At 37.9% G+C, this 21,295-nt stretch carries 20 protein-coding genes, 1 pseudogene and 2 other annotated features; of the genes and pseudogenes, 3 read left to right on the forward strand and 18 right to left on the reverse strand.

Annotated elements, in window-relative coordinates; translation table 11 throughout:
• Positions 1-59: 59 nt before the first annotated feature.
• Positions 60-503, forward strand: a complete 444-nt coding sequence (locus tag V192_RS0106580; RefSeq protein WP_025870174.1) for a hypothetical protein — start codon at positions 60-62, stop codon at positions 501-503.
• A 67-nt stretch (positions 504-570) separates the two neighbouring features.
• On the opposite strand, the gene V192_RS0106585 is transcribed toward V192_RS0106580, so the two are convergent.
• From V192_RS0106585 to fitA, 16 genes are all read right to left on the reverse strand, one after another.
• The gene (locus V192_RS0106585; protein WP_025870176.1) at positions 571-1,188 is read right to left on the reverse strand and encodes a DUF1054 domain-containing protein; all 618 of its coding nucleotides are present in this window, start codon (positions 1,186-1,188) and stop codon (positions 571-573) included.
• A gap of 32 nt (positions 1,189-1,220) precedes the next feature.
• Positions 1,221-1,790: a GNAT family N-acetyltransferase gene (locus tag V192_RS0106590; RefSeq protein ID WP_035010984.1), complete on the reverse strand. Its 570-nt coding sequence runs from the start codon at positions 1,788-1,790 to the stop codon at positions 1,221-1,223.
• A gap of 82 nt (positions 1,791-1,872) precedes the next feature.
• The gene (gene trpA, locus V192_RS0106595) at positions 1,873-2,640 is read right to left on the reverse strand and encodes a tryptophan synthase subunit alpha (RefSeq protein ID WP_025870179.1); all 768 of its coding nucleotides are present in this window, start codon (positions 2,638-2,640) and stop codon (positions 1,873-1,875) included.
• Positions 2,637-3,830: a tryptophan synthase subunit beta gene (gene trpB, locus V192_RS0106600; protein WP_029948157.1), complete on the reverse strand. Its 1,194-nt coding sequence runs from the start codon at positions 3,828-3,830 to the stop codon at positions 2,637-2,639. Before trpB ends, trpA begins: the two co-directional genes overlap by 4 nt.
• Positions 3,831-4,077: 247 nt before the next feature.
• Positions 4,078-4,668: a phosphoribosylanthranilate isomerase gene (locus V192_RS0106605; protein WP_025870183.1), complete on the reverse strand. Its 591-nt coding sequence runs from the start codon at positions 4,666-4,668 to the stop codon at positions 4,078-4,080.
• Positions 4,665-5,423 (reverse strand): indole-3-glycerol phosphate synthase TrpC, encoded by a 759-nt coding sequence (gene trpC, locus V192_RS0106610; protein ID WP_025870185.1) that lies wholly within the window; start codon positions 5,421-5,423, stop codon positions 4,665-4,667. Before trpC ends, V192_RS0106605 begins: the two co-directional genes overlap by 4 nt.
• On the reverse strand, positions 5,424-6,437 hold the full coding sequence (trpD, locus tag V192_RS0106615) for an anthranilate phosphoribosyltransferase (protein ID WP_025870188.1): 1,014 nt from the start codon (positions 6,435-6,437) through the stop codon (positions 5,424-5,426).
• Positions 6,421-7,014 (reverse strand): anthranilate synthase component II, encoded by a 594-nt coding sequence (locus V192_RS0106620; protein ID WP_025870190.1) that lies wholly within the window; start codon positions 7,012-7,014, stop codon positions 6,421-6,423. Before V192_RS0106620 ends, trpD begins: the two co-directional genes overlap by 17 nt.
• Positions 7,011-8,375 (reverse strand): anthranilate synthase component I, encoded by a 1,365-nt coding sequence (gene trpE, locus V192_RS0106625; protein WP_025870191.1) that lies wholly within the window; start codon positions 8,373-8,375, stop codon positions 7,011-7,013. Before trpE ends, V192_RS0106620 begins: the two co-directional genes overlap by 4 nt.
• A gap of 182 nt (positions 8,376-8,557) precedes the next feature.
• Entirely contained in the window at positions 8,558-8,776 is a 219-nt protein-coding gene (locus tag V192_RS0106630; RefSeq protein WP_025870193.1) for a hypothetical protein, read from the reverse strand.
• A 376-nt stretch (positions 8,777-9,152) separates the two neighbouring features.
• Positions 9,153-9,380: a binding site (T-box leader), on the reverse strand.
• Positions 9,381-9,450: 70 nt separating this feature from the next.
• On the reverse strand, positions 9,451-10,686 hold the full coding sequence (gene pepT, locus V192_RS0106635) for a peptidase T (RefSeq protein ID WP_025870195.1): 1,236 nt from the start codon (positions 10,684-10,686) through the stop codon (positions 9,451-9,453).
• A gap of 38 nt (positions 10,687-10,724) precedes the next feature.
• Positions 10,725-12,371 (reverse strand): peptide ABC transporter substrate-binding protein, encoded by a 1,647-nt coding sequence (locus V192_RS0106640; protein WP_025870197.1) that lies wholly within the window; start codon positions 12,369-12,371, stop codon positions 10,725-10,727.
• A gap of 471 nt (positions 12,372-12,842) precedes the next feature.
• Positions 12,843-13,078 (reverse strand) — a binding site (T-box leader).
• 194 nt (positions 13,079-13,272) lie between these two features.
• Positions 13,273-14,238: an iron chelate ABC transporter substrate-binding protein FitD gene (gene fitD / locus V192_RS0106645; protein WP_025870199.1), complete on the reverse strand. Its 966-nt coding sequence runs from the start codon at positions 14,236-14,238 to the stop codon at positions 13,273-13,275.
• A gap of 111 nt (positions 14,239-14,349) precedes the next feature.
• Positions 14,350-15,108 (reverse strand): iron chelate ABC transporter ATP-binding protein FitD, encoded by a 759-nt coding sequence (fitC, locus tag V192_RS0106650; RefSeq protein ID WP_025870202.1) that lies wholly within the window; start codon positions 15,106-15,108, stop codon positions 14,350-14,352.
• Positions 15,105-16,073: an iron chelate uptake ABC transporter family permease subunit FitB gene (gene fitB / locus V192_RS0106655; RefSeq protein ID WP_025870205.1), complete on the reverse strand. Its 969-nt coding sequence runs from the start codon at positions 16,071-16,073 to the stop codon at positions 15,105-15,107. Before fitB ends, fitC begins: the two co-directional genes overlap by 4 nt.
• On the reverse strand, positions 16,070-17,038 hold the full coding sequence (fitA, locus tag V192_RS0106660) for an iron chelate ABC transporter permease FitA (protein WP_029948158.1): 969 nt from the start codon (positions 17,036-17,038) through the stop codon (positions 16,070-16,072). Before fitA ends, fitB begins: the two co-directional genes overlap by 4 nt.
• Positions 17,039-17,507: 469 nt before the next feature.
• Between fitA and V192_RS0106665 the strand changes: the two genes are divergently transcribed.
• Both V192_RS0106665 and V192_RS0106670 read left to right on the forward strand, forming a co-directional pair.
• On the forward strand, positions 17,508-17,954 hold the full coding sequence (locus tag V192_RS0106665; RefSeq protein WP_025870209.1) for a YueI family protein: 447 nt from the start codon (positions 17,508-17,510) through the stop codon (positions 17,952-17,954).
• A 15-nt stretch (positions 17,955-17,969) separates the two neighbouring features.
• A complete protein-coding gene (locus tag V192_RS0106670) occupies positions 17,970-18,377 on the forward strand; it encodes a hypothetical protein (RefSeq protein WP_025870211.1) in 408 nt (135 codons plus the stop codon).
• Positions 18,378-18,440: 63 nt separating this feature from the next.
• Here the strand turns inward: V192_RS0106670 and V192_RS0106675 are convergent, their stop codons facing one another.
• Together V192_RS0106675 and V192_RS19530 are read right to left on the reverse strand one after the other, a co-directional pair.
• Entirely contained in the window at positions 18,441-20,441 is a 2,001-nt protein-coding gene (locus V192_RS0106675) for an ABC transporter permease (RefSeq protein WP_025870213.1), read from the reverse strand.
• A 3-nt stretch (positions 20,442-20,444) separates the two neighbouring features.
• Positions 20,445-21,202, reverse strand: a pseudogene (locus V192_RS19530) (ABC transporter ATP-binding protein).
• Between the last annotated feature and the right edge of the window lie 93 nt (positions 21,203-21,295).

A 21,295-nucleotide genomic window follows, 5' to 3' on the forward strand; every position in this document is an offset into this window, starting at 1 on the left:
AAATTAAAGATAGTTACTGATTTTTGAGCGTAAATCGATCATAGAAAGGATTGTAACAAATGGAAAACTCACCTGAACGACTAGAGGGCCGCTGGATAATACAAGGGACTAATTTTCCGCTTTGGCTATCGAAAAAGCGTAGTGATCCTACTATACAATATGAAAAATCGAAAAATTCTCCCCTCAGATTCTTGGATATTGTTACTTACAAAAATAATAAAGGGCAACAAAAAAAGATTATCGGAATAGATACATATAAACAAAACCACTTTGTTTGGCGAGGTAGAGGACTCTTAAAACTCTTAAGTAGTAAATGGTCCATCTTGACTATTACGGATACGATTTTAGTTATCAAATTCGACCGCTCTTTTTTAACACCTGCCGGAATTGACGTTTTGGTTCGAGAAGGGATAAATATCGATGATCCAAAACAATTTATTTTAGATTCTTTTGAACAGTATTCTCTTACTCTCGGTGAGCTTAATAGCCTAGTTTGGCTTTAGAGACTTGAAATCCGCAAAAAAGAGCAGAACAACAGTCTATATAGTGACCTGTGTTCTGGCTCTAGTCTTACCCCTGTAACCCAATTGCTAGCTGGTACAACGGAATTAATTCTTCATACGTTTTTAGCATATACTCACAGGCTTTTTCCGGATCGTTCAATAGATCATCTGTCTTTCTAATGATTCGACCAATTTGAAACTCTCCTTTTTTTACATCACGAAAACGGGTTAGATGTTTCTCTAAATCGGCTTCATTCAACCGCTCGATCTCAGGTTGGGTATGATCGATCGATAGGTAAAAGTCATCATCCAGTTGCTCAAATAACGATGGATTATCTAAAAAAGCTTGGGCGATTTCTTTTTCATTTTTAGGATTATCTATCAATGATAGCCACATGAAAAGATAATCTGGCCAGATACCTAATTGAAAATGAGCTTCCATTTTATAGCCGCGTTTTTTCTGGCTTAGTGCAGACCACGTATTTTCTGGTGGGTAAACAGTTCTACGGCGGTGTTGGGCGATATGAACAAAAAATTCTGTTTCTAGTGTTTCGCCTAATTCTTCAGCAAAATAATCATCTAATTCTTGAAATTTTGGTTGGATCGCCGAACGAATACCAGCCATCCTTGGGTCTAAGCCTTCTATCGTAAAAACATCAAAATCTTTTTCAGTAAACATCAACATGTAGTCATTTCTCCTCTGAGCTATTCTGTAATTTAGTTATGCAATTCTTGCCATTCTTCTAGCGTGATCCCTCGAATAATATCTGTAACAACTTTCCCTTTCCACATCCGGGCATTTGGGATATTGCCTTCTATTTTCATCCCAATTTTTTCCATTACACGGCCAGATTTAGGATTATCGATATCATGTGTCGCAAAAATACGTATCAATTTCAGCTCTTCAAAACCTAAACGAAGTAATTCATGCGCCGCTTCGGGCACATAGCCTTGTCCCCAAAATGCCTTGTTTAAAGAATAACCGATTTCCGCAATATTATGCTGATCCACCACACGTAAATCGATCGTTCCGATAAATTTACCAGTTGCTTTTAACTCGATCCCATATTTTCCAAGCGGTGCTGCCATGAAATAGTTTGCAATGCTTTCTTTGGTGTCCTTAAAAGACTGATGGATTGGGAAAACATAGGCGACCGTTGCTTCATCAGATGCATATTCGTGCATATCATTGGCGTCACTTAATGTTACTGGACGTAATTTTAAACGTTCGGTTTCCAAATATTGGTTTTCTGCAAAAATCAAATTGCGATTGATAACAATTTCCATGATTCCACCTACTTTTCATACTACTTTACAGAAAGAAATGCTCAGAGGCAAGAGGAAAAATAAAAAAATAAGAAATCTAAAATTAGTTGCTTACTACTTCTTTGATAAAGGTACTAACTTCTGTTTGTTTCCCCTCACTAAGTAGCTGAACGATTTTGCTGCCTACGATCACGCCTGCACAACTTTTCCTAAAACGTGCCACATGTTCTTTAGATGATACGCCAAATCCTGCTAAAACTGGTTTGTCACTGACTTTTTGAATATAGGCTAAATGCTCGTCTAATGTTTCTTGATAATTTCGTCCAGTTCCTGTTACACCATTGACTGCTACTGCATAAATAAATCCTTCTCCCGATTCTACTAATTCCGGGATTCGTTTTTTGGGTGTTGTTAAAGCTACCAATGGAATCAATGAAATATCACTATCATTTAATAATGGTGTTAGCAATTCTTGATGCTCATATGGCAAATCTGGAATAATCAGTCCTTTGACATCCGTTTTCACCAAATCGTGAATGAATGCTTCCAAGCCATAACTAAAAATCGGATTAAAATACGTCATGATCACCAAAGGCGTTGCGGTTTTGATTTGTTTTAGCTGCTGGATTATTTTTTTCAGTGTTACTTTATTTTCTAGTGCTCTTAGACCAGCTGCTTGGATTACAGGACCGTCTGCAACTGGATCTGAAAATGGAATCCCTAATTCGATTGCACTTGCTCCAGCTTCTGTCAGTAGCTGAATTTCATCAGCTAGTTGGTTTAGCCCTTGAGCCCCCGCCATAATGTATGGAACAAAGATCGTTTCATTTGCTTGTTGTTTCGCCTTTAGTTGCTTCGTTAATGATTTCATTGGGATACCTCCTGTTCAAATAATTCTTTGATTTGCTGTACATCTTTATCCCCACGGCCTGAAAGACAAACTATAATTTGTTTATCTGGTCCAAGTTCTTTTGCAACTTTGAGCGCATGGCTAACGGCATGAGAACTTTCTAAAGCTGGTATGATTCCTTCTGTTTGGCATAAAATTTTAAAGGCATCTAGCGCTTCTTGATCGGTTACTGACTCATAGCTTGCTCTTTGCGTTTCGTTTAAATGACAGTGCTCTGGTCCAAGTCCTGGATAATCTAAGCCAGCTGAAATCGAGAAAGCTTCTAAAATTTGGCCATCATCATCTTGTAATAGCTTCATCATCGCCCCATGAAGTACGCCTGTTTTCCCTTTGGTGATCGATGCCGCATGTGAGGTTGTGTCTAATCCTAGGCCGGCTGCTTCAACACCGATCAGTGCAACCTCATCATTGATAAAGGGATAGAAAATCCCCATCGCATTACTCCCACCGCCCACACAAGCAACGACTGCATCAGGTAATTTGTTTTCTACCTCTAAAAATTGACGTCTCGCTTCAATTCCGATAATGCTTTGATAATCTCGCACGATTTCCGGAAATGGATGAGGACCTAAAACCGATCCCATCACATAATGAGTGTCTTCAACATTGGCAACCCAAAAACGTAACGCTTCGTTTACCGCATCTTTCAAAGTTTGGCTACCTGATGTCACACTTTCAACTTTAGCGCCTAATAATTCCATCCGGAAAACATTCAGCGATTGACGAGCTACATCCACAGCTCCCATAAAAATCGTACATTCCATCCCAAACAAAGCCGCCACTGTAGCTGTTGCTACACCATGTTGCCCTGCACCTGTTTCTGCAACGACTTTTTTCTTACCCATTTTTTTCGCCAATAAGATTTGGCCGATCGTATTGTTGATTTTGTGTGCACCAGTGTGATTCAAATCTTCTCTTTTTAGATAAATCTTAGCGCCGCCAGCAAAATCTGTTAAACGTTCTGCAAAGTACAATGGATTTTCCCGTCCAACATATTGTTTTAAGTAGTAGTTCAGCTCCTTTTGAAATACCTCATCCGTTTTTGACACTTCATAAACTTCCTCTAATTCTTTAACAGCATACATTAATGTTTCCGGGACGAATTGCCCTCCAAAATCTCCGTAAAATCCTTGGTTTGGTTGATTATACATAATTTTCCTCCTTGTAATTAAAGCTGAACGGGCTCGTTTAGCCTTGACTGAAAAATAGGAAAATATATTTGTGACGCTTTTTGTCACAGGCATATTTTATCTTTTTTCCGAAAGGCTAGCCCGTGAAGCTAGAGAGCATTAAAGCTGAATGGGCTCGTTTAGGTTCGACAAGAAAATAGGAAAAATTGACTGTGACGCTTTTTGTCACATTCAGGTTTTATCTTTTTCTCAAAAACCTAGCCCATAACTAGGTCGCTTTCTTTAGAAAAGTAATAATCTTTTTGGGATCTTTTACTCCATTTGTTTCAACTCCACTAGATACATCAACAGCATATGGGTTGAACTTTTGTTTAGCTAGTTGTACATTTTCTGGGGTTAAACCGCCAGCGATAATGATTTTTTTATTTTTGATAGAGCTTGTATCTAATTGCTGCCAATCGAAGACTTCACCATTGCCTCCGACAAATTTTTGGGGTGGTGCATCGAAGAGCAGAAATTCTGCGCTGGTCTCTTTAATGTATTTTTCTTGATCCATTCCGTTAACTGGAATTGCTCGAATTAGCGGAACAGTATAGTTTTCTGTTATCAAATCGCCATGGATCTGCACCATATCTAGTCCAGCTTGTCGGATGGTTGCTTCCACTTCTGATTGGATCGGCGAAACAAAGACACCCACTTTTTTAACTTCTTTGGGTACATTTTTCGTGATTTCTTTGACCTCTTCTGGAGTAATCTGACGTGTACTTTTTGCAAAGACAAAGCCAAGATAATCTGCACCATGTGCTACTGCTACGTCTACCTGCTCTTTCGTTTTCAATCCACAAATTTTCACTTTCATCGCAAGACCTGCAATGCTTTGACTTTCGCTTTTGGATCATTTTCCCGCATCAATCCTTCTCCAACTAAAACCGCTTGATAGTTCTCTTTCACAAGAGCAACTTGCTCACTCGTTGAAAAACCCGATTCACTGATATATACAGCATCTGTTTTTTGTTTTTCTCCCAACATTTGGCTCACACCGATCGAAACATCAAATGTTTTTAAATTTCGGTTATTTACACCAATCAATCGTGCCGATAACGCTTCAGCAATCCGCAGTTCCTCTTCATCATGGACTTCTACTAAAACTTCCAGACCCAATGCCGTTGCTTTTTTATATAGTTCTGCCAATTTTTGTTTGGACAAAGCCGATACGATCAGTAAAATAATCGTTGCTCCAGCATTTCTTGCACGAATCAGTTGTTTTTCATCAATGATAAAATCTTTGCATAATACAGGGATGTTCACTTCTGATGTTACTTGCCTCAAATCTTCGATCGAACCTTTAAAGAAAACGTCATCTGTCAATACAGAAATTGCTGTAACGCCTGCTTGTTCATAAGCTTTTGCTTGTTCGATCACGTTAACGGATAAATTGATTGCACCTTTAGACGGGGACGCTCGTTTGACTTCTCCAATGATATGCATTTTTTCAGGATAATCTTTGACTTGCTGATAAAATGAGTGTGTTTCTCTTAGTGGCTGAACTGTTTCTACTGACATTAGGTTCACTTCTCGTTTTTTTTCATTGATGATTTTTTCTAAAAAATTCATTTAAGCAACCTCCTTTTGTACTTGGATCAGCTGTTGTAGTTTATCCAAAGCCGCACCGCTCGCCACACAATCTTTCGCCAATACAATTCCTTCTTGCACAGTTGATACTTTTCCATTGCTGAAAAAACCTAACCCTGCATTCAATAAAACAGTATCCAAATAAGGACTTGCTTGGTTTTTCAAAATCGATAACAGAATCTCAGTATTTTGCTCAGCATTACCGCCACGAATTGCTTCTATCGGAAGTCGAGCAAAACCAAACTCCTCGGGTTCGATCGTCTGCATCGTGATCCTCTCTTTTTCCAATAAAGCAAAGTGTGTCGTTCCTGCAAGAGAGGCTTCATCCAATCCACCTGAACCATTGACCACTACCGCCCGTTTACGTCCTAATTCGCCTAATGTTTTTGCTGTTTCTTCCAGTAAGTCTCGTCGATAGGTTCCCATTAATTGTGAGTCTAAAAGCACGGGATTCGTTAATGGACCAATCAAATTTAGGATTGTTGGTGTCCCCAATTCTTTGCGTACTTTCATGACATATTTCATTTTTGGGTGCATATGAGGGGCAAAGAGAAAGGCCAATCCGACTTCATTCAGTACCATACTTAATTTGTCTGGCGAGAGGGCAATATTTACACCCAAACATTCAAATATATCCGCACTGCCTGATTTACTTGAGATACTGCGATTGCCATGTTTCGCGATAGTTACGCCCCCTGCTGCCAGAACAAAGGCTGCAGTTGTACTAATATTAAAGCTGTTTGATTGATCGCCGCCAGTCCCACAATTATCCATGACGTTTTCTTTTTGACAATCGATAGTTACTGCTTTTCGCTGAATCGTTTCAGCTATTCCCGCCATTTCTTCAGCCGTTTCTCCATTACATTTTAGTGCTGTTAAAAAAGCTGCGATTTGACTATCGGTTAGTTGACCTTCAAAGATTTTTTCTGCCACTTGTTGCGCTTCTATACGCGACAAATGTTCATTTCGAAAAACTTTTTCAAATAGATTTTTCATATCGTTGTTCCTCCATTAGTTGGATAAAATTTTTAATGATTGCCGTACCGATTGGTGTTCCGATCGATTCCGGATGAAATTGAAGACCAAAAACGGGATATGTTTGGTGTTCGATCGCCATGATTTCCTGATCATCTTCTGCGATTGCTGTGATGATGAATTCTTCTGGTAGTGTTTTTCGATCAATTACTAGTGAGTGGTAACGCATAACTAAACCTTCATCGGTGCTTCCTTTAAACAGTCGACTGATTTTCTCTGTTGTAATAGTGGATTGTTTCCCGTGACGAATTTCTTTAGCCGTTATCACTTTAGCACCAAATACCTCACCGATCGTTTGATGCCCTAAGCAAATACCTAATACTGGTTTCTGTTGGTAAAATTGCTGGATCACTTCTTTTACATAGCCTGTTTCTGCTGGCGTTCCAGGCCCCGGTGAAATCACGATTGCATCCGCTTGTTCTGCTAAATGAAACATATCATCTGAATCATTTCGAACGATCATTACATCGTGACCTGTCCCAATCATTTGAGCAAGGTTGTATGTAAAGGAATCATAATTATCGATCAGTAAAATCATTTTCCCACCTCCAAAAGTGCTTTGGCTTTTTGTAGTGTTTCTTCATATTCTTTCGTAGGATCAGAATCATAAACAATGCCTGCTCCTGCTTGTACATACGCTTTATTTTTATGGATGACCATCGTTCTTATCGCAATGGCAAAATCGGCTTGGTCATTTTTAGATAAATAACCGACAGCTCCTGCGTAGATATTTCGTTTGACTGGTTCGATTTCGTAAATACGTTGCATCGCTCGAATTTTTGGCGCACCGCTGACTGTTCCAGCAGGTATCGTTGCCTTTAATGCATCCATCGCGGTCAATCCTTTTTTTAGTTTTCCTGTCACAACTGAAACTAAATGCATTACAAAGCGATACTTTTCAACAATCATATAAACAGGGACTTCGACTGAGCCCACTTCACTAACTTTTCCTACATCATTTCGCCCTAAATCAATCAACATTAAATGTTCCGCACGTTCTTTTTCATCTGTGAGTAGCTCTTGTTCTAAAATCAAATCTTGTTCCACCGTTTGCCCTCTTTTGCGTGTTCCTGCAATTGGATTTGTTGTTACGATTTGGTTTTTGACACTGACGAGACTTTCTGGAGATGATCCAATCACGTATGTTTCGCCAAAATCTAAAAAATACAGATAGGTTGATGGATTGGTGACTCTTAATCTGCGGTAATAATCGAAAGGTTCTTCTTCAAAATCAGCTGTTAAGCGTTGTGAGGGCACCATTTGGAACATGTCTCCTTGCTTGATATAGTCTTTCACTTTGGTAACTACTTGTTCAAAGCTTTCTTTGGTAAAGTTGCTTTGGTAATTTAATTTTTTTAAATGGATTTCCTTTTGCTCTTCTTCGTTTGGCGTTTGTAATTCATTTATTTTCTGCTTGATTGCTTCGTTTAATACTTCTTCACTTCGTTTTGAGTAAGTATCTGCTTCAACCAATATGATTTTTTCACCGACATGATCGAAAATCAAATAAGAATCGAATAGATAAAAGTGGATATCAGGAACATTTAATTCATCACATGGTAGCTTGCCTAAATCTTCATAGCAGGCAATCACATCATAACCGACATAACCTATTGCACCACCTTGGAAAGGAAGTTCTTTTATAAGTTCTTCTCTCTTCAATACCTGTTTTTCGATTTCTTTTAATGGATCTTTTACCGTATTCGTTTGCCCATCTATCGTTAATTGGTTTCCAAAACAAGTGATTTCAGAAACAGCATCCCAGGCAATGATTGAATAACGTCCTTTGCTTTTATCTCTAGGAATGCTTTCTAAAAGGCATTTGTTTGTTCCTTGAATTCTTAAAAAGGCGGATATCGCCGTTAGATAATCTGCTTGGATTTCTTTGATTAATTGCATGTGATTTCCTCTTTTCTAGTTTTTTTGTTTAAGAGTTTGACAGAATATGTGATTCTCTAGTAATGAAAGTTCTCTCGCTTTGCTCGACAAGTACTGTTCATCATCTATTCTGGCGAAGCCTATCGTAGTGTTTCCTAGTATGGTTACTTCTCTCGCTTTGCTCGACAAGTACTGTTCATCATCTACTCTGGCGAAGCTATCGTAGTGATTCCTAGTATGGTTACTTCTCTCACTTTGCTCGACAAGTACTGTTCATCATCTACTCTGGCGAAGCCTTTCGTAGTGTTTCCTAGTACGGTTACTTCTCTCGCTTTGCTCGACAAGTACTGTTCATCATCTACTCTGGTGAAGCCTGTCGCAGTGTTTCCTAGTACGGTTACTTCTCTCGCTTTGTTCGACAAGTACTGTTCATCATCTACTCTGGCGAAGCTTTCGTAGTGTTTCCTAGTACGGTTACTTCTCTCGCTTTGCTCGACAAGTACTGTTCATCATCTACTCTGGCATAGCCAATCGTAGTGATTCACAGCAAAAAGCCCTCACAAAGCAGACCTCGATCTGTTTTGTGAGGGCGAATAATAGTATCCACGGTACCACCTCAATGAAAAAAATTCTTTTTCGTAACCTTGGAATCGCTGTTCACTATTGATCATTTGGGATCAGAGTGTTTGATGATTCCTAGTATAGTTACTTCTCTCTCCTTAACACAGCTTTTATTGTAAATCACTTTTTTTCATTCTTTACAATAAAATAAGCCCCCAAACCACACAAAATCTGTGGTTTGAGGGCGAAAAATTCACGGTGCCACCTCAAGTTTGAAAGAAATTCTTTCCTCTTATCAGTCGTCTATCAACGACCTTACTCTATAACGGGAGTTCCCGAAAATGCCTACTGAGATTCAACATTTCGCTCGAAAGTCCATTCACAACCCATCCCTTACTGATTCGCAGTCCCATCAGCTCTCTGAAAAGTTCCAGTGTTGTTACTCCTCTTTCTCAAAGCTTTGTTATTGAGGATAATCATATTAGAAAATTCTAATCTTGTCAACTATTTTTTATATAAAAATCGACTTTTTCTCTTAAACTCTTGATTTACTCGTATTTTCTTTAATGATTTCTACAATTGTTTTTGCAGCTAATTCCATTGACTCTAGTGTAATAAACTCATATTGCCCATGGAAATTCTCACCGCCTGTAAATAAATTAGGGGTGGGAATACCCATAAACGAGATTTTCGATCCATCTGTTCCGCCGCGAAAGGGTTGGATATCCGGTTCGATCCCTAGATTTTCCATTGCTTTAACAGCTAGTTCTACAGGGGTCATGTCTTTTTCGATGATCTCTTTCATGTTGTAATACTGATCTAGAAAGTCGATCCTGATCCGTTCTTTGTCGAATGATTTATTTAATTCACCAACGATATCCGCAAGCTGTTGTTTTCTTTGGTGGAAAAGGTTCTTGTCATGATCCCGAATGATATACGTCAACTCAGCATGGTCTAAGCTTCCAACAAATTTTGTCAGTAAATAAAATCCTTCATGTCCACGTGTTTTTTCCGGAACTTCCGCTTGAGGTAATTTGGCATCTATTTTCTCACCCAATTTGATTGCATTGACCATTGTTCCATACGCTGTTCCTGGATGGACACTTGTCCCTTCGATCGTGATCACAGCTTGTGCCGCATTAAATGTTTCGTATTCAAAGCAGCCGACTCTTCCACTGTCTATTGTATAAGCAAATGCTGCTGGAAAATTCGGTGCATCAAAACGATCAGCGCCACGTCCAATTTCTTCATCTGGTCCAAACGCAAGTAGGACTTTTCCATGAGGAATTTCAGGATGGGCCAATAGATACTCAACTGCATCTAAAATTTCTACGATTCCAGCTTTATCGTCCGCTCCTAAAAGGGTCGTTCCATCTGTTGTGATCAAGGTTTGACCGATATACTCTTTCAGATTGGGAAACTCTTCAGTTGCCATGATGATTCCAAGTTTTTCATTCAATACAACATCTTGACCATCGTAATTTGGAAAAATGTTAGGCTGAATATTCCAAGCGTTGTAATCAGCTGTATCCAAATGTGCAATAAACCCAATCGTCGGTATCTTCTCATTTGTGGTGGCAGGTAAAGCAGCCGTTAAGAAACCATTTTTTTCATTGTAGTGAATATCAGAAAGTCCAATTTCTGCTAATTCCTTTTCAATGATTCTTGCAAAGTCCACTTGCCCTGGTGTTGTCGGAACTGTCTGACTTGCTGCATCTGAGCGAGTGTTGACTTTTACATATCGGATAAATCGTTCTAATAATCGACTCATTATTTTATTCCTCTTTTCAAACAAGTTCGTGAAGCTGGTTAATCCTCTAAATAAGCCGTTCTAAGGTTGAAATAGTCACCATATAAGTGATAGCTAATTCCTTTGATTTTTGGATTGATCAAGTAGTTAGACGCACTTTGATAAAGCGGCACTTGGGCAGCATCTTGATCCAATAAAATATCTTCGGCCTTTTTATAGTCATCAAACTGTTTATTTGGTGTATTTGCATTGACCGTGCGTGCGTCTGTAATCAATTTATCATAGTCAGCATTTTTGTATGAACCATAGTTATATGCCGATTCTCCAGCGTATAAGTTAAAATAAGAATCCAAATCACTACTACCAGCAATCCAGCCTGACAATGAAAGTTCATAGTCTTTATCTTTACGTGTTTGTAAAACATTGTTTTTCGGTTGCGCATTGATAGTAATTTCTAGACCTTTTAAGTTTTCTTGCAATTGACTCTGCACATATTCAGAGATTTTCTTCCCATTATCGTCGTCAGAAACTAAAAGAGATAGCTTGATCTTATCACCTAGATCCGCTTTAGCCTTTTCCCATTCAACTTGGGCCTTTTTCACATCGTATACTGAATGATCCCCACTGAATTTTCTGAAATCCTCAGAAGTTTCGGGATTTTTATAGAGCCCACTTGGAATCAAACCGTTCAATGGTTTCGAACCATCGTTTAGCACACTTTTCGTTAACGCATCTTTGTCGATTGCTTGTGCGATTGCTTTTCGTAAATGAAGATTATCAGGAGCAGTACCTGTTTTTTTATTGAAATCTAAGTAGTAATTGGCTACATCAGAATGCGTTACGTATCCTGCTTCATCGCTATATTGTTGCACATATTGACCACTGATTCGGACTAAATCCAATTCGTTTGATTGATATAAATTGATCCCTGTGTTTTCTTCTTTAATGGTATTGACTTTAACTTCTTCTAATTTCACTTTATCTGCATCGTAATACTCAGGATTTTTCTTTAATGTCCATGTATCTGATGATGCATCCCAATCTGTTAAGATAAACGGACCACTATAAAGTAAATGCTCGCTGTCTGTTGCGTAGTCTTTGCCTTGTTTTTCAACATACGCTTGATTTTGTGGCGCTAACCAGCCAATTGAAGCAACGGTTAAAAATGAGGGCTGCGCTTGTTCTAACGTCACTTCAAACTCTTTATCGCTTGGCGCAGAAAGTCCTATTTCATCTACTGATTTTTCACCGTTGCGAATTGCTTTACTATTTTTTACATTGTCTAACAAGTATGCGTTTGGACCAATTGTTGCAGGTGTTACTAATTTTTTCCATGAATACAGAAAATCTTGTGCAGTGATCGGTTCACCATTACTCCATTTGATATCATCTTTTAATGTAAATTTATAACTTAAACCATCTTCACTTGTCTCAACCTTTTCTGCTAGTCCTGGAATTGGCGTGCTATCGTCATCAAAGCGATACAAGCCTTCAAACAGATGCTGAACGATTGTAAAGGTGTTTTTATCCATTGTCTGTGTTGTGTCTAATGTTGAAAGTGGCGTTGGCGAACTGATCTCGATTTTTTGACTAGCCGCAACTGCTCCCTCTTCACTTTTTGTTGTTTCTTTTTTGTCGTTGCCTCCGCAAGCTGTTAGTAATAATCCCGTTAATACTGCGCTTACGACTAATAATTTTTTCTTCATTTTATTTCCCCCTTCGGTATCTGTATACATTAAACTACCCCTACCATGCTGTGAATATTGAAAATAAGCGGTCCTTGTTCATTTGTATGAGGCTTTGTGATGATTCCTAGTCTGATTTTGCACGCCTTGTATTGTTCATCTTCTACTCTGGCGGAGCACCTGTCAGAGGCCTTTCATTCTTCGAGTTTTTGCTCTTAGAATGTGCTGAGCTAGAAACGGTGGACCGTGATTCACTAGTATGGTAACTTCTCTCCCTTTGGTCGCCAAGTATTGTTCATCATCTACTCTGGCGAAGCCCAGTCAGAGTTCTTCTATTCTTTGAGTTTGGCTCTTAGAATGTGCTGAGCTAGAAACGGTGGACCGTGATTCACTAGTATGGTAACTTCTCTCCCTTTGGTCGCCAAGTATTGTTCATCATCTACTCTGGCGGAGCCAGTCGTAGTGATTCACAACAAAAAACTCTCATCCTAATAAAAGGACGAGAGTTTTAAACTTTCGCGGTACCACCTTCAATTGACTTACATAATAAGCCCACTCTTTCAGTACAATCATACTGAGGCGCTATAACAGGCGCACCTGAATTGATCTTAACGTGTTCGATCAATTTGTTCAAAGGCCATTTTCTTTTCCATATTCACTGTCTCTTTCCACCAACCGAGACTCTCTTTAAGTTATCTGAAAAATACTTTCCTTATCTTCACATTTAATTTTAATAGATAATGTATTATAAGGATTGTAGCATATATAGAGAAGCAGCGTCAATATAGGTATTAAAAATTTATTAATCACCCACTATTCATTTTCACTAGATAAAATCATTAGAATTTATGATATTTGGCAAAAAATAGACCCACATTCCATTTTCTGATCGATAATATGAATGTGAGACTATTTTATTTTTCTATTTCAACGCTTTTTGTACATCTTCAATCATCAAGTGCGTAGACTCTAATCCACCACCGCTTAAGTACCAAACGTCAGGTTGTAAAGAAATTACTTTGCCGTTTTTCCCTGCATTGGTTTGTTTTACCAATTCATTACTTTCTACATTATCATTCGTATCATCGCCACCGATTGCTTTCGTACGGTCAACAACAAACAAGATATCTGGATTTTTTTCTAAGACATATTCGTAAGAAACGCTTTGGCCATGAGTGGATGCTTCAATTGCATCATCTGCTTGCTTGAAGCCGAATGTATCATGAACGATACCGAAACGAGAACCTGTGCCATACGCTGAAAGTTGTCCTTCGTTTACTAAAACAACTAGCGCTTTGTCATCACTTGCTTCAGCTTTTTCTTTAACATCTGCAATTTCTTTTTCTAAATCAGTAATTTTTGTTTTCGCTTCATCTTTTTTATCGAAAATTTCAGCTAATGTTTCAATATTTTTCTTTGTAGAATTCCATGTATCTTTAGCATCTACTGATAGATAAATGGTTGGAGCGATTTTTTCTAGTTTATCTTGGAAATCTTTTTGACGTCCTGAAATAATGATCATATCAGGTTTTAGTTGATTGATTTTTTCTAAATCCGGTTCTTTGATCCCACCAGCTGATTCTACTTTTTTGTAGTCAGCTAAATACTCAGGTAAATTCTTTGTTGGAGCACCGACAACTGTATCGCCAACACCTAGTGCGTCCATTGTATCTAGTGATCCATTGTCAAAAACAACAACTTTTTTAGGATTTTTAGGTACTTCTACTGAACCATTTGAATCTTTTACTGTGATTGTTGTTGCTACATCAGAACTTGATTCTTTCGAAGCTGAACCATCTGTCGCTTTTTTCCCATTGTTGCCACATGCACCTAAAGTAAGAAGTGCGATCATTGATACCGTTGCAATTGCTAAGAATTTCTTTTTCATTTTATTTCCCCCAGTTTCATTAATGTTTTTAAATTTTTCTACAATAGATTAAAGCTTTTTTCTGCTAATTTGCTCAAAAGCTGAACGAACATGTTACGCTTTTCTTTTGATCTAGCTAAAATACATACAAAATCTTTTTCCTTCAATCTCACAAATTCGGATATTCATATCATAAAGTTTATTCAACACTTCTGATTGGATAATGTCATCCGTACTACCATGAGTAAATAAACGACCATCTTTCATCGCTACAATCTCATCTGCATAACTAGCTGCAAAATTGATATCGTGAAGTACGATGATGACTGTTTTACCAAATTCATCCACTAAGCGTCGTAATGTCTGCATCATTTGAACCGCAAAGTTCATATCTAAATTGTTTAAAGGCTCATCCAATAAAATATAATCCGTATCCTGCGCTAAAACCATGGCAATATATACTCGCTGTAATTGGCCACCTGACAAGGTATCGATCAGTTCATCCGCTAAATCCAATAAACCAAGATTTTCCATCGCTTCTTCGACTTTTTCATGATCTTCTTTTTTCAAGCGCCCTTTACTATAAGGAAAACGCCCAAAATTAACTAGCTCTCGAACCGTGATTTTCAGATTGATACCATTTGTTTGTTTTAAAATCGATAACTTTTTAGACAGTTCGCTTTGTTTCCAAGTCTTTACTTCGTTGTGATCTAAATAAATTTCACCAGTATCTTTGGGAATCAAGCGACTCATCATTGAAAGCAACGTACTTTTCCCTGCTCCATTTGGACCGATAAAAGCGGTCAATTTTTGCTCTGTAATCGGCAATTGAACCTCTGAAACCACAATCTTTTCACCATATCTTTTTGAAACATTTTTGATTTCGATCATCTGCGTTGCTTCCTTTCACTAATAATCTTTCCAACAAAATAGACACCGCCGCCAAATTCGATCACAATACTTAACGTCGTATTCAACTGAAACACTTGCTCTACAAGAAACTGACCAAATACTAACAAAAGGATGGACAACAAACTACCACCTAAAAATAACTCACGATGTCGATAGGTACCCATTAATTGATAACTCATATTGGCAACAATAAACCCGAGAAAGGTCACAGGCCCTACCAAAGCTGTCGATAATCCTATCAAACCACTGATTACAGTCAATAACACAAACTGAAATCTCGGAACATTGATCCCTAAACTAGTTGCCTGTTCATTACCTAAATGCAAAACATCCAGCGCATGACTTCTGAACCATAAAAATCCTACTAATAACGTGATCAAAATCCCAGCAATCAACAGATGCTGACTATTCACATTGCCAAAACTGGCAAATAATTTTCCTTGCAGCAAATCATATTCATTCGGATCCATCACAACTTGGAGAAATGTACTGATACTATTGAAAAATGTTCCTAAAATAATCCCGATCATCAATAATAAAAACAGATCGTTCCCACCTTTTTTCAATAAGAAGCGAGACAACATAATACTGGCACTTACCATCAGCAAAACATTCAATAAGAAAGTAGCAATCGTTTCATTGCCTAAAAGTTGTTGCCCACCTAAAAAGAAAAATAGTAAAGTTTGAATAAATACATATAATGAATCCAAGCCTAAAATATTTGGCGTTAAAAAGTGGTTCTGCGTCATCGTTTGAAAACTGATCGTTGAAAATGTTGCAGCCACCCCGACGAATACAAAAGCGAATAACTTCTTCCCTCTAAGCTCTAACGCAAAGGCCCAATTTCCATAAGTTTTATAAGACAAATACAAAGCACACACCGCAATCACGGCAATCAATAATAAGATGATTTTCACCGCTGATGACTGGAAGAATTTTTTCATGCTGTTTTCCTCCTCATCAATAATGCGATAAAGATAAAGCTGCCTAGCACACCTACTACAACGCTCACGGGCACTTCATAGGGCGCAATCACCACACGGGCTAACACATCACACGCTAGTAAAAAGATACTTCCACCAACTGCTGTGATTGCCAGTGTATTTTTCATATGATCGCCGTAACGCATCGATACCAGATTAGGAACGATCACACCTAAAAACGGAATATTCCCAACCATGATCAAGACAACTGCACTAGATAAAGCCACGATCCCTAAACCAAATAGCTGAATTCGCTGATAATTCAATCCCAAATTTGTCGCCATATCTTCACCCATCCCGACGACCGTAAAACGATACGCAAAAAGATAGGTAACGATCAATAATGGTATCGTCAAATAAAGAAGTTCATAATTGCCTTTCATCACAGTAGAAAAATTTCCCTGCAACCAAGAAGACATATTTTGAACAAGCTGGAATTGATAGGCAAAAAATGTCGCCACTGAACCAATGATATTCCCAAACATCACACCGATCAGTGGAATCATGACTTGATTTTTCGCAGGTAAAAAGCGTGTTAAATAAATAAAAGCTAACGTCCCACCAAATGCAAATAAAAATGCGATAAAGGAGCGAAATAACAATGGCGCTGTAGGGAAAAAAATCATTACAACCAGAATCCCTAACCTGGCACTGTCCATCGTCCCTGCCGTACTTGGTGAAACAAATTTATTCTGTGTTAAATGCTGCATAATCAATCCGGAAATACTGATCGTACTTCCAGCAATCACCAAACTAATCGTTCGAGGCAGCCGTGTTGTTAACAATACTAATTGTTGCTGTGAATCCCATTGAAATAATTGTGTCAGAGAAATATCTTTCACTCCGACAAAAATCGATGATACAATCAAAAGGAGTAAGAGAACAAATAGGCCTATTTTTTCATATACTTGCTCCGTTTTTCTAATTGCTAGAATGAAATGTTCAGAACTGAACGAGACTGCTCAGCTTTTCTCTTTGTCTAGCTTTACAGCCTAGCACCTCGGAAAAAAGATAAATCCTGCTTGTGCCAAACTGCAGCACAATCATGCTTTCCTATTTTTCTGTCCGTGCTGAACGAGACTGTTCAGCTTTTCTCTTTGTCTAGCTTTACAAGCTAGTTCTTCGGAAAAAAGATAAAACCTGCTCGTGCCCAAAAGCGGCACAATCATGTTTTCCTATTTTTCTTTCAGAACTGAACGAGCTTGTTCAGCTTTTCTAATTGAGAATGATTTTCATTCTTATCTCCTAGTCTATGCGAAATTCTTAATAAATGCAATACTTTTTTAGCTTTTATTCATTCTCAATTAGCAATGAAATTCAGTTATTTCAGGTGTTTTATACTTGTTCTGTGCTATAATTTGACATAAGAATATATGGAAGCAGGTTAGATAATTAATGGCACAAGATGACTTACAGAAACATTTAGACAATGCAATGTATGGCACCCCGCTACTAAAACCAGAAGAACAGCGCAAATATATGGGTACTTTCCGCGAAAGATGTTACCTAACAATGACGATTGCGCAGATGAAAAATACAGAAAATAAAACTAATTTTTCAAAGGAGCTTGATCAACACCCTGATGCTACCGTTCTTTTAAATGGTGTAATGGCAATTGATTTACAGTCTGTTTATATTAAATTGATCAACGAGCGAAAAATGAAATTTACTGTAGTAAATGATTTTGTTGAGAATACACCTGATTCTCTAGGATTGATTTTAGCTGCAAAAGAAGCGGTAAATGAAGAGACGATCGATATTGAACAGAAATATCCAAAGGAAGCTTCAGCGAATCAAACAGAACAACCCAAAAAGGGTTTCTGGCATAAATTATTTCATTAAACAGGAGGAACTATTATGGTAAACCCAGATTTATTGAAACAAGATTTAGCAGATGCATTGAATGCTCATATCAAATTATTACGTGAAGTAGAACAAATCGAAGCAGATCATATGGACGCATTTACGTTTATGATGCGCAGCTTTGGTTTTATGTTGGATCGATCGCCAAATGTGTTATTAGAACAGGATAACGAAGCGTTGCATTATATGATGTTTCAATATTATAGTTTGCTGACAGAACTTAAGTACAACCTAATTTTGAACTATCCTTATGCTCGGTTGCAAGGGAAGACGATGAGTGAAGTAGTCGAAGTGTTTCCCACAACGTATGAACGTGAAATGAAGCAATGGTGGGAAGAGACAACTGGATTAGATGTCGAAGAGACGAAACAGACGATTGCGATTAAGGAATTGGAATATTAGCACGTTCTATACTCACTAAAATGAGAGGCCAGCCCCTTTTTTCGGACTGAACCTCTCATTTCTTTACCTCTCGACTAACTGATAATACACTTTTGATGTACGCCAATAAATAACGAAGTATCCTAAAGAAAAAATCAAGACACAAACAGCAGTTGTTATGATCAATAAATTAGCATTCACCAAACCAAACAATACTAACAATTTCTTAATGATCGGAAAAGCAAAGCTTAAATGAATGACTGCAACAACGATTGGCAAAAAGAATACCAATAAGATTTGTTGCTGAATCGCTTTTTTTACCTCCTTATGACTCAACCCAACTTTTTGCATAATAGTAAATCGGTCACGATCATCGCTTCCTTCTGAGACTTGCTTATAATAAATGATCAACGTTGTTGCTACTAAGAAACTCAACCCAAAAATAATACCTAAGAAGAAAAATCCGCCATATAACGAACGCATATCTTCTCGATCTTTATCAATTGAAGTGACCGTTAACGAACGCTCCAACGCTTCATTGCCAGATGTCATCTGTTGAAATGTTTCTTGTAGTACATTGGATATTTCTATCCGCTGTTCTAATGAACCAGCTAATTCAAAACCTACGATCGAAACAGGTGTCGGAACAAATTTAAAGACCGATTCTTTGAAATCCTCTGCAAGTTCAGCATAAAAGCTTGGGTTTGCCATTGCATCTGGAAGTATCAGAATTAGAGAGCCTAAAACGGCATCCTCTTCTTTTGGTGCAAACACAAATTGTTCAAGGGTGTTTTTTACCTGAAATTCTTTTTTGCCAACCTTGATACTCTTTGCTTGATAGTCACCTGTGACTGGATAAACATATACCTCATCTTCAGACAAAGCCAATGACTTATCTTCCAATCGGTTATATTCGCTCAGCGCCAAAAAACGAAAGCCCACAATCTTGCTATAATTTGAAAAAGCTTCTTTTAATGGAACAAATGAATCTTCGTTTTGCTTCAACGTGACTAAATTGCCTGAAATCGTGGTATATTTCACTTCTTTTTCGGTTGCCCCTTGAGCTTTTACCACATCACGAATAGTTTGTTGCGTTGTTTCCATTGGCAAAGCAACCTCTACTGAGTTTTCGAATGGATTTTTACTTTGAATCATTTTTTCCTGCCCAATATACAAACAAACAGTAGAAGAAATGGTCACTAATGCCATCGTGCATAGAATAGAAATCGTTGCTAAACCTGCTCCATTTTGTTTCATACGAAAAATCATACTAGAAATGGAAATGAAGTTATTCGGCTTATAATAGAATTTTTTATTCTTCTTCAACAATTTCAATAAGGTAACACTTCCGGCGATAAAAAGGCTATATGTGCCGACGATCACTAAAATCACTGCAATAAAAAATTGCGACAATGCTTCTACTGGTGAGTTGATCGTTAAGGAAATACCATAGCCTACACTCAGACAAACAAGCCCAACGAGGCTAAACAACCATTTCGACTTAGGTTCTTTTTCTCCAGAACTTGCTTGCCCCAGCAATTCGATCGGTTTGGTTTTTCTAACTTCCCAAGCATCATACAAGAATGTCAGCATAAAAACACCTAAAAATAACAGCGTGACTTGACCTAATGATTTAAAAGAAAACGCATAGATAAAGTCTGTCCCAAAACCAGTGAGACGTTTTAAAATCAAAAACATCAATTTAGAAAAAATAGTACCTGTGAGTAATCCAATCGTCAGTGTAACAACTAATGTAATCAGATTTTCAAACAGCATCATCACTGTTAAATTCTTCTTATCCATCCCTAAAATATTATATAAACCCAGTTCCTTTTTACGACGTTTCATCAAAAAGCTATGTGTATAAAATGTAAAAACTACAGTAAAAATCATAATGATCTTACTACCTAAGTTAAACATGATCTTCAACGACTCTGCTCCTTGCAAGTGATCCAACCCTTGATTATTCTCCATCACCTGCATGATCATATTTAATACCACTGTAAAAATCGTTGCCAGACAAAACGGTAGATACACCGCTCGATTTTTCTTGATATTGCTGTAAGCTAAACGTAGATATAACATGCTTTAGACCCCTTTCGCTAACAAGGTCGTCATTGTCTTTGAAATATCATTCAGCAATTCATCATGGGATTTTTGACCACGATACAATTGATGAAAGACTTGTCCATCTTTAATAAATAAAATCCGATTCGCATGACTGGCTGCGATCGCGCTATGGGTAACCATTACGATCGTTTGACCTTGTTGATTGACCTCTTGAAATAATTGCAGTAAATTCTCAGAGCTTTTTGAATCTAAAGCGCCCGTCGGCTCATCTGCTAAAACTAGTTTGGGCTTTGTGATCAGAGCTCGCGCTGCTGCAACTCTTTGCTTTTGCCCACCAGAAATTTCGTAAGGTATTTTTCTAACAACGGATCGATTCCCAATATTTTTGCTAAAGGCTCGATCCGTTGATTCATTTCATTCACAGGAACTTTAGATAGAACCAATGGTAAAAAGATGTTATCTTTAATGGAAAAATTATCTAATAAATTAAAATCCTGAAAAACAAAGCCTAAATTTTTACGGCGAAATGACGCTAATTTCCCCTCAGGTATCTCTGTAATGTTTTCACCATTTAGTAACACTGTCCCATTTGTCGGCATATCCAAGGTTGCTAAAATATTTAGTAAGGTACTTTTTCCTGATCCAGATTCGCCCATAATCGCAATATATTCCCCTGCTTCTACCTGAAAAGAAACATCCTTTAATGCCGTTACTTGATTACCGCTAAATCTTGTTTGATAAATCTTTTGAATATGGTTCACTTCTAACATTGCCATTAAAATCGCTCCTACCTATAATCTGTCTATAAATTCACTATAAACAAAAAAGCAGTCAAAGAACACTTACACTTCGACCGCCAACCTTACATT

Source organism: Enterococcus crotali (genome assembly GCF_000633635.1).
Taxonomy (GTDB): Bacteria; Bacillota; Bacilli; order Lactobacillales; family Enterococcaceae; genus Enterococcus_L; species Enterococcus_L crotali.